The organism is Succinimonas amylolytica DSM 2873, from assembly GCF_000378405.1.
Lineage (GTDB): Bacteria > Pseudomonadota > Gammaproteobacteria > Enterobacterales > Succinivibrionaceae > Succinimonas > Succinimonas amylolytica.
Window position 1 is genome coordinate 986,778 of sequence record NZ_KB899636.1, and the last position, 9,879, is coordinate 996,656.

A 9,879-nucleotide genomic window follows, 5' to 3' on the forward strand; every position below is an offset into this window, starting at 1 on the left:
CCGTCGGAGGATTCGTCATGAACGGCAAAGAGGCGGAAGATTATATTATCAGAACGGAAGAGCCCTTCAGAATGGAGCTTCTGGACTTAGTTGGTGGAGCGGTATTTGATCTGGATGGGACTTTGGTGGATTCCATGCCATTTCATATTGCGGCATGGCAGGAAACCCTTCGGGAATATGACCTTGCTGTTTCACCAGAGTGGCTTATGAATCACGGCGGCATTCCTTCGTATGTCATAGCAGAAATGCTTACCGCGGAAAGATCTTCGCCGGCGGGTGAAACGGTGTTCCCGAATCCGCGTGAGCTGGCTCGGATTAAAACCGCAAATTACCGGCGGAGAATTCATGAAATTCGGGTGTTTCCGGAGATGCTGGCGGTTCTCGGGTATCTTAAAGACAGAGGAGTGCCTATAGCCGTTGGTACCGGAACCCAGCGTGAGAATGCGGAGACCATAATTTCAGAGACCGTGCTTTGTGATTATATATGTACAGTGGTTTCGGAGGCTGATATTAGAAAACCCAAGCCGGATCCGGAGACGTTTCTTATGGCGGCAGAAAGAATTGGAGTCCCGCCGGAGAGCTGTGCAGTCTTCGAGGACAGCCCCACAGGAATTGCCGCAGCTCTTAAAGGTAATTTCCGGACGGTACAGGTAGTAGCGGGATTGCCGCGGGCTGTCATAAACTTCAGACAGCCTGGCAACCTGGGGGGAATCAGTCAGTCTGTCGGGGTGCTGTGATGAGAATCCCCGGAAGTGCGATCGGAAATCCCCGGTTTGCCGGGACGGTAAGAAGACCTTCCGGTTTTTGGTTTTGAAGACGTAACCTGGGTGATGGTTGAAATCTTAGCCTTGTATATCAGCTGTTGCGTTCCCCGGGAGTCAGTAAGTAGCAGACTGTACTGATCGTGGGAAGTTACCACGCCTTCGAGTTTAATGCCGCTGATGAGGAATACAGCTACAGGGATTTTCTTTTCTTTTAGCCAGTTAAGAGCAGATTCCTGACCGTTTCCAATTGAAAACGCTTGTCCCAGGGATGTAAATTTGGAATTATCTGTCATTTTTTTCTTCTTTTAATACTTTTAAACAGAAAATATAGTCATTAACAGTATAGTTAAAATTCCGCGTGCGGGATTAACGAACCTTAAAAACTCCGCGTGATTTTAATGCACTGAAAACCATAAAGCAATCAGTTAAGCGTCATTTGTTAAACTTTTGTAAACCCCGTCGATTTTTTAGTGTTTACAGTTCCGAAAACCTCAGTTCTGCTGTTATTTGTGCTGGGAACATCTTCTGTTCCCGTGTATTCTACATCAGATATCCTATTGATACATAGCCGTTTACTCGCATCCGGCCGTTTTCATGGGGATTTACCTGATTGTTTTTAAAAATATGAGGTACTAGTCTTCTTCGCAGAGAGTAGCGTGATAATGCATTGATAAGGTTGTAGCAGGAGGTGTCGGAAACGGTAACAATATCTTCCTGTGCCAGTATCGATGCCATAATGGCAGCATCCTTATTGCTGGCCTCCACGCGACTAAGACCTGTCGACAGTACAGCCTCGGCTATGAGGAGGTCGCTTTTTCCCAGATCCAGATTTCTCAGAGCCTTGCTGATTTTGGAGTCCTTGGTGCCGTCAGCCAGAAGCGGCAAGAGTTCAGCATGCGGAAAAAGCCGCTGAATAAATGGTAGTACCGGTTCGAAATGTCTGGCAAACATGGTGTCTTCCCGGCTGGCTTCGCGGAATACCGGATTCATGGCGGCTATGGTTAGGAGATCCATGGAGGGCAGGATATTTTCAAATACGGGATTATCGGCGGGAGGACAGAAGATGAGCCCGCTGGGAGTCATGTTGCCGTAGTTTCCCAAAAGAACAATTCTGTCTGTTTTAAGCTGGTTAAGAGACAGACTTAGTCTGGCGAATATTTCTGAAAACATGGGGGCGGTTTTAGGAGTTAGTACGTCTGGAACGACTGCAGCTCTGATTTTTTCGGAAACATACACTGGCGAATAATCCGAAAGCAATTCTGTAATCCAGTCTTCCAGACTTTTATTGGCAGGAATCTCAATCCTGTGATTGTTATTGCTATTGGCAGTCATTTCGAATCCTCCCTCAGAAAATTATAGTGGCGGCTGTTTGTTAAGCAATATGTTAAAGGAGGCTTTTTTAAAGTTATCACGTTTTGTGGCAAGGAACACCTTTGGCATCAGGAGATTTTTGCAGGGAGAGGCTGAGTTTTTAAGGATGTTGGTTACGGGAATAGTATCGAATGGCTGATATTTTCCTGAAATGTAAAAAAAATCTGATTTTGTGTTGACAATGGATTTCAGAACCGTATAATAGCACCCGTCGGCCAGGTAGCTCAGTTGGTAGAGCAGAGGACTGAAAATCCTCGTGTGGGCGGTTCGATCCCGTCCCTGGCCACCATCTCTATACATCATACATCTCTTTTCTCTTGTTCTTTTTCGTTCCCTTGATTGTATCCTTTGTAAGTTTTTGTTTCTAGTGTTCTGTTTTGCAGGTATCATTTTTCTGTGGAACTGTTCTCCATTTTAAACTGTTTGTTTTTTAATCACTATAAGTTAACAATGAAAAAATTTTTAAAATTGTTTGACATGAAAGCTATGCTTCCTGTAGAATGCACCTCCGTAGCCTGATGCCCAGGTAGCTCAGTCGGTAGAGCAGAGGACTGAAAATCCTCGTGTGGGCGGTTCGATCCCGTCCCTGGGCACCATCTCTTTATTGCCGGCTTAGCTCAGTTGGTAGAGCAGCTGATTTGTAATCAGTTGGTCATCAGTTCGAATCCGTTAGCCGGCACCATCTGGTTGCTTCTGCATTTTCTGTTTCTTTCTTACAGTTTTTTGTTCGGTCAGCTTTTTTGCTGGCAGTTGCTCCTAACTTTTGATTATTTTGTCTGATATCTGCATTACGTAATCCGAGTGTCAAAGTGTTACTTCTTGATATGGAATGAACACTCTGGAGTAGGTTATATGTATATGCCTTGTAAGAACACTGATTCCTGAAAGCATCATGTATGTTGAGTTCGATATTTCAGGGCGGTGGTGTATGGTTCATTTGTAGTATTGAAATTAAAATTATTTTGGTGTGGCGGCTCTTGTTCCGGGTCTTACGAATGAATGGATCTTTCCGGTAAGTAATTCTGCGCCGTTCTGTGAAATATGGTTCCCGGCAATATATTTCAGGTGATGCCGTATTTTTAATTCGTGCAGTGAAATTGTTTACAAATCCTATGTTTGATGTGATGATTGTATCGCGGAATCCCGCCGAGGTGGTTCAGACGTGATACCGTGCCGGTGTGTTCTCGGCATTTATAAAGATGGGTAAGGCCGGAATTTTTGAAGTCAGCCGGTGGCAGGATTATTCCGGAAAGACGGGATTCTTCTGTGGGGAATTTTACAGTTTTCGGGCAGGTTAACGGTGCCGGAAACAGTAATGATTTAGATATTTCCGGAAATCGGAAATCTATGCATTATGGAGAGGTGTGTTTTTTGGATATTAAACACACCTTCTGAAAAAAGTTATTATGGTGTGAGAATGATTGAAAAAGATACCAGTACTGTCAGACAGAAAAGAGAGGGAGCAAAAGTCCAGGGCGGAAAAGCAGGCAAAAAGAGTGCCGTCACGACTTCCCGGGGAAAATCGGTTAAGTCTTCATCCGTAAGATCTGCTAAAAGAGCACAGCTGGCACCGCAGCTCGGCGGATCGACCATTAAAGGATTTTCACCTTTGAGCAGCATTCCGCCAACGCATGATCCTGTGAAAACTCCGGATAGCAGCGAGGCACTAAGGATTCTCGAGGCTCCTGTTCCCCAAAGGGAAGAAAATGTCCTGACACTGGAAAAAGCTCCTGAAAATGCTGTTCCGGTTTCGGAAAAGACTCCAGCTTCCAAAAACAGAAAGGGGAAGACATCAGCCAGGTCAGCCCGTAAAAGTAGCAATGCGCCAGAGATATCTGCTGACGTAACGGCAGCCGAAAGCAAGACGGAAAAGCATCCTGTGCCATATAGCCGGGAGGTAGCAGGTTCGCTTCCGGAATCTCATTCCGCGGAGTCCTTGTTTGAGACTGATGACGCTTGTGACAGTGAAGAAATGGATGATCTTCTTAACGATATGCTGCGAACCCCGGCTTCTGGCAGGATGGCTCCCGCCCGTAATGCGGGAATTCCGGTTCGCCCCGACTTTGAATCAGGTGATTCTGATCTGGTTTTGGATGATGCCGGTTCCGCTCTGTCCAGGGATCAGAAAATACTGAAGGCTGCCAGGCTGGTGCCTCTTCTCAGGGATTCAGATGCTTCCGGCGCTGTTCCAGAGCTTGGGAAGACTTACATTTCCGCTGTTATGAATAAGCTTCGCTCATCTCTGACAATGAGGGAGATGAAGATGATTACTCCCGAAATGATAGCGGAAGCGATCAGAAAGTCTGTAGCTTCAGAAAGCATGAGTTTCCATGAATGTGATCCCCGGCATTGCATTCTGTTGCCGGATAATGAGGTCAGACAGGTGTCCGGAAGCGTTCTGTTTGATTATGAACCGGATCCGGAAGATCGGAAGTTTGTGGCGTACTTTGTCAGGGTGATTCTGGAGGATGGTTCAAAATATAATTTGTCCAATCCATCAGGGATTCCGCTGTTTCACGGAGATGAGGTTGCGGGCATATTTGACACCCGCAACGGCATTTTCTATGTGGGCCGGGTAACCGAATACCATAACAGCGTTGTAGGACGTGTCATGAAACGCCGTAACGGAAGCGTTCTTGCGGCTGATGATCCCCGCTTTGGGAACTGCACCTTTGTGTTTGATTCCGAAGAGGCTCTCGGCGAGGCGGTTATGGGATCTGTGGTGGTCTGCGATATTGTTTCCAGAAATCCCGATAGTGTCTTCAGAATTAAAACCTCCAGGGTTCTGGGTGAACTGGGGCAGCTGGATGTGCAGATCCAGCTGGCAGTGCTGAGAAGTGGTATTCCTCATGAGTTCGGAAAACGGGTACAGGAACAGCTCGTAAATATTCCGGAAGAGGTTCCTGAGAGCGACAAGCGAAACCGGCGTGATATTCGGGAGCTGCCTCTGGTAACTATTGACGGCGAGGATGCGCGGGATTTTGACGATGCTGTGTACTGTCGCCGGGAGGATGACGGTTTCCGGCTTTGGGTGGCTATTGCCGACGTATCATATTATGTAAGGCCGGATACCCCTTTGGATGCGGAGGCCGCCAAAAGAGGTAATTCTGTTTACTTCCCCAACTATGTGGTGCCGATGCTCCCGGAGAAGCTGTCCAACGGTTTGTGTTCCCTGAATCCTCACGTGGACAGACTGTGTTTCGTATGCGAGGTGTTTGTTTCAGGAACCGGCGAACTGGGAGATTTTTCATTTTATCAGGCGGTAATGCGGTCTCATGCCCGACTCACCTATACCGATGTGGCTGGAATTCTTGCCGGCAGGGAACCTGACGGGGAATTCCGTTCTCTTGTTTCCCATATTAGGGATCTTCATGCCCTGTACCGGGTTTTAAAGGATGCCAGAATCAGACGCGGTACGGTAGATTTTGAGAGTGAGGAGGTGCGTTTTGTTTTTGACGAGAATCTGAATCTCACCAACATTGTTCCTTTGGTTCGCAATGATGCTCATATGCTGATAGAGGAGTGTATGATTGCTGCTAATATCTGTGCGGCCAGAATGGTGGACAATGCTCACGGCAGTACGCTGTATAGGGTGCATTCTGTACCGTCGCTTTCAAAGCTGGCTGCTTTCAGAGCCTTTATCACTCCTTTGGGATACCGGCTGGATGGTGGAGATTCGCCGCAGCCTTCGGATTATGCCCGGCTGGCAGAGAGCTTTAAGGATAGCCCGAACAGAAAGGTTCTCAATGTCATGATGCTGCGTTCCATGTCCTTGGCTGAGTATTCACCGGTTAATCAGGGGCATTTCGGATTGGCGCTGAGCCACTATGCTCACTTTACTTCGCCAATTCGTCGTTATCCGGATCTGCAGCTGCACCGTGAGTTAAAGCATCTTCTTTTGGGTGAGGCAGGAGTGAAGTCGGGAGCACGGGAATACCGTAATCCAGAGCTTCTCAAAATTGCAGACCAGTGTAATCTTACCGAGAGAAGAGCGGATCAGATAACCGGAGAGGTGGCCAGAACTCTGAAGGCCCGTTTTATGGAGCAGTTTATCGGAAAGACTCTTCCGGGAGTAATTTCCAACGTGGAAGCATTCGGTATTTTTGTGGTAATCGAACGGTTCCATGTGGATGGTATGGTTCACATTTCCAGGATGAATGTTGCGGACTACCTGATATATGACCGTAATTCCTGCACGCTTGTCGGGGATAATACCGGTATCAGATTCCGTATCGGGGACCCGGTACAGGTAAGAATTGACGAAGTGGACGTGGATGCCGGAAAAATCGGGATGAGCCTGGTACTAAAAAATCAGAAGAAAGGAAAGAAATCCGGTAAAAAAACTAGCAGTCAGGAACAGTCTGAGGAACTGACTGTAATTCCGGAATTAGTGGATTCCGGACTGCCGGGAGAGGAGGTAAACCGCAGGATCATCAGTTCTTTGAGAACCTGGAGCGGAAAGGAGAGTACCGATAGAGAGGCTACTGTTCTCAGTGCTGGCGGTTCCGGGATGTCTGCAGGAAGGTCTGTGGAAAAAGCTGTGGTTTCTGAAAAGGCGGGGGCTTCTGAATTTTCTGCGGAGTCTTCCAACGGCAAATCTCCAAAATCCGGAAAGTCTCGGAAGAAGTCTGTAAAGGGAGGGAATCCCGGAAATGCAGTTTCCGGCGAGGCTGACGGGAATTCTTTGGAGAATCTTATGAATGCCAATCCTGAGTTCCGGGAGCTTTATTCCGGATATCTCAAGGAGAAGGAAGCTCTGAGCATTCAGGAGGAGAATCTGAAAAAGCTGCAGGATAAGGTTGAGAAAATGCGTCAGGAGCTGATCAGGCATTTTGTGAGCACGGTGCTGTAATTAACTGTAAGGCTTCTGTATCATGAACGGCCGGGAGCTGTAATTGGCAGAGCCGGAAATTTCGGAGAGATTCCCTGTTTGCGGCTAGGAGCCTCCGTTCTTTTTTGTGTTTATTTGTAAAGGAGTGTTATATGAGCAGCAAACAGGAATATGTATACGGCATTCATGCAGTAAAAGCTCTTCTTGAAACTGAACCGGAGCGAATTATCGAAGGCTATGCGCTGCGAGGCCGTAATGATGCCCGCCTTCAGGAAATTATTGCAGCATTTGAAAGGTACGATCTTACTGTAACCGAGGTTACCAGAAAGGCTCTTGACGAAAAGGTATTTGGCGGTACTCATCAGGGTATAGTCGTCCGTGTCAAGCCTCTAAAGGAAAGAGGGGATAATGAGCTTAAGGATTTTTTGGATGGAGTGGCTTCTCCATTTCTCCTGATACTGGATAATGTTACCGATCCGCATAATCTTGGAGCCTGTCTCCGGAATTGCGACGGTGCCGGAGTTGATGCGGTTATTGTACCCAGGGATAACAGCGCTCCCCTGTCGGGTATTGCCAAAAAGGTGGCCTCGGGGGCGGCGGAGACGGTTCCGGTATTCTACGTGACGAATCTGGCCAGAACAATGAGAGAGCTCAAGGAGCGAAATATTTTTATAGTTGGGACTGCCGGTGAGACTGACAAGGTGCTTTACGAGGCCGATCTTACAGGACCGCTAGCAGTGGTTATGGGGGCTGAAGATACAGGAATGCGGAGGCTTACCAGAGAGAATTGTGATGCTCTCGTAAAGATTCCGATGTATGGCAAGGTTACCAGTCTTAATGTCTCAGTAGCTACCGGGGTGGTTCTTTTTGAGGCTGTGCGGCAGCGACTGGTATCTCGGAAGTAGTTGTGTGCGGCCCTTACAGAGAATGATTTGTGACTGCACGCAAATTATTCTTGCATTTGAGGACAGGTATCCTTATAATCCGCACGTCGGTCAATCTGTAATTGGTTCCTTGCCTTAAAAGCAGACCGAGCTTAAGAGGCTGTATCCGTAAGGAGCATGACAAATGCGTCATTATGAAATCGTAATAATGGTTCATCCAGACCAGAGCGAACAGGTTCCGGGAATGGTTGAACGTTATGTTGGCATTATCGAAAAAGCCGGTGGAAAGATCACCCGTAAGGAAGACTGGGGTCGCCGTCAGCTTGCTTATCCCATTGAAAAGCTTCACAAGGCTCATTATGTGTTAATCAACGCTGATACCGATCAGAAGGTTGTTGACGAGCTTTCTAACCTTTTCCGTTACAACGATGCAGTTATTCGCTGCCTCATTACCCGTACTAAGGAAGCTGTAACCGAGCCTTCTCCGATGTTCAAGGCCCGTGAGGAACGTCATAGCCGTGAGGATCGTGATGGCCGTGATGCTGAAGAAGCTGTTCAGACCAGTGAGGCTGAATCAGCAGTTGAAAGTGAAGAAACTCAGGAATAAGGAGCAAGTCCATGGCACATTTTTACCATCGTCGTAAGTTCTGCCGTTTTACTGCAGATGGCGTAACCGAGATCGATTATAAGGATCTGAACACTCTTAAGAGCTATGTGACTGAATCCTACAAGATCGTTCCGAGCCGTATTACTGGCACCCGTGCTAAATACCAGCGTCAGCTGGCCGTAGCTATTAAGCGTGCACGTTACTTGGCTCTTCTCCCGTATACTGATCTTCATGCCTCCAAGCAGGGTGGCAAGTAATCGGTTTGGCGTGAAGGCCTAACTCTGTTTTGTTTTTATTCGAGGAAAGGTAATGGAAGTTATTCTTCTTGATAAGATTGCCCATCTTGGCGGACTGGGTGATCAGGTTAAGGTTAAGAGCGGTTTTGCTCGTAACTATCTCATCCCTCAGAAAAAGGCTGTGATGGCTACTGAGGCTAACAAGCAAAAGTTTGAAGAGCAGCGTGCTGAGCTGGAGGCAAAGATTGCCAAGGAACTGGCTGATGCCCAGGCCCGTTGCGACAAGATTGATGCTCTTGAAAACATTGTTATTGAAGCTAAGGCTGGTGATGAGGGTAAGCTTTTCGGTTCAGTAGGAACTCGCGATATTGCTGAGGCTCTCCAGAATGCCGGTGTTGAGGTTCATAAGAGCGAAATTCGTCTTTCTGAAGGTGTTCTCCGCTCTACTGGTGAGTATGAGATTGCAGTTTCTCTGCATCCTGATGTTAAGACCAAGATTAAGCTCAATATTGTTCCTGCCAAGTAATGTTCTGAAAGGCAGCAGACAGTAGAATATGAAGAAGGGGAAGTTCGGGCTTCCCCTTTTTTTGTCTGGTATGCGGTATCGGTTTTCTGATTCATGTTGATGGAGTTATCAGAGTTATATCCCGTCCCGTATACTCTCAATACCCCATCTCCGGGAAATTGTCTTTCTTTGGTGCGTTCGCTTTCGTATATTTTTTCTCCATGAGACGACGTTTGTTAGGTGAATACTGGTATTAAGGAGATGTCATATAGTATTGAACAGGATCAGTTTCGCTGAATAGATTACAGGCAATTATACAGGCAGCTTCGGAAGCTTGTGTTCCAGAATGGTTTGGTTCCCTTTATAGTATTAGGTCTTAAACCGTCTTTTTAAGGCTTCAGGGATTCTTGACAAAAGTGCTGGTGAATCCGTACCATATCGCACACAAAAATCGTGATGTGCTGAAGGAATTTGCAATGGAAGCGAAGATCACAAATAACAATCTTCCTGCTAATCAGCACGATACTGACACTTCCAAACTGGACAACCTTTACTCGTTAATCGAAAAACTTACATCAACCATTCAAGAGCAGACCTCAACCATTCAGAAGCAGACTGAAGCCTTTCAAAATCAAGCCAAAAAAGTTGAAGAACAGGAGAATAGGATCAGCGAGCTCCTGG

Annotated in this window: 8 protein-coding genes, 3 tRNA genes and 1 pseudogene; 10 read left to right on the forward strand and 2 right to left on the reverse strand. The window is 46.9% G+C overall.

Features of this window, described 5'->3' with window-relative positions; all coding sequences use genetic code 11:
• Nucleotides 1–17: 17 nt before the first annotated feature.
• Nucleotides 18–737, forward strand: coding sequence for an HAD family hydrolase (locus F557_RS18775; RefSeq protein ID WP_019001031.1), 720 nt, complete (start codon nt 18–20; stop codon nt 735–737).
• Here F557_RS18775 and hfq read toward each other — a convergent pair.
• Entirely contained in the window at nt 716–1,057 is a 342-nt protein-coding gene (hfq, locus tag F557_RS18780; RefSeq protein ID WP_019001032.1) for an RNA chaperone Hfq, read from the reverse strand. The two genes, F557_RS18775 and hfq, sit on opposite strands and share 22 nt — an antisense overlap.
• Before the next feature lie 247 nt (nt 1,058–1,304).
• A complete protein-coding gene (locus F557_RS0104385; RefSeq protein ID WP_019001033.1) occupies nt 1,305–2,096 on the reverse strand; it encodes a class III extradiol ring-cleavage dioxygenase family protein in 792 nt (263 codons plus the stop codon).
• A gap of 252 nt (nt 2,097–2,348) precedes the next feature.
• On the opposite strand from F557_RS0104385, the gene F557_RS0104390 reads away from it, so the two are divergent.
• The 9 genes and pseudogenes from F557_RS0104390 to F557_RS22585 all read left to right on the forward strand — a co-directional run.
• A tRNA-Phe gene (locus F557_RS0104390) sits at nt 2,349–2,424 on the forward strand.
• Nucleotides 2,425–2,655: 231 nt separating this feature from the next.
• Nucleotides 2,656–2,731, forward strand: a tRNA-Phe gene (locus tag F557_RS0104395).
• Between the two features lie 10 nt (nt 2,732–2,741).
• Nucleotides 2,742–2,817 (forward strand) — tRNA-Thr (locus F557_RS0104400).
• A 735-nt stretch (nt 2,818–3,552) separates the two neighbouring features.
• Nucleotides 3,553–6,987 (forward strand): ribonuclease R, encoded by a 3,435-nt coding sequence (gene rnr, locus F557_RS20985; RefSeq protein ID WP_019001035.1) that lies wholly within the window; start codon nt 3,553–3,555, stop codon nt 6,985–6,987.
• 131 nt (nt 6,988–7,118) lie between these two features.
• Nucleotides 7,119–7,871: a 23S rRNA (guanosine(2251)-2'-O)-methyltransferase RlmB gene (gene rlmB / locus F557_RS0104415; protein ID WP_019001036.1), complete on the forward strand. Its 753-nt coding sequence runs from the start codon at nt 7,119–7,121 to the stop codon at nt 7,869–7,871.
• 163 nt (nt 7,872–8,034) lie between these two features.
• On the forward strand, nt 8,035–8,457 hold the full coding sequence (gene rpsF / locus F557_RS0104420; RefSeq protein WP_019001037.1) for a 30S ribosomal protein S6: 423 nt from the start codon (nt 8,035–8,037) through the stop codon (nt 8,455–8,457).
• Between the two features lie 11 nt (nt 8,458–8,468).
• Nucleotides 8,469–8,714: a 30S ribosomal protein S18 gene (rpsR, locus tag F557_RS0104425; RefSeq protein WP_019001038.1), complete on the forward strand. Its 246-nt coding sequence runs from the start codon at nt 8,469–8,471 to the stop codon at nt 8,712–8,714.
• A gap of 52 nt (nt 8,715–8,766) precedes the next feature.
• Nucleotides 8,767–9,219 carry a 50S ribosomal protein L9 gene (gene rplI, locus F557_RS0104430; RefSeq protein WP_019001039.1) on the forward strand — a complete coding sequence of 151 codons (453 nt, stop codon included), beginning with the start codon at nt 8,767–8,769 and terminating at the stop codon, nt 9,217–9,219.
• 455 nt (nt 9,220–9,674) lie between these two features.
• Nucleotides 9,675–9,879 (forward strand): annotated as a pseudogene (locus tag F557_RS22585) (hypothetical protein); the annotation flags it as partial.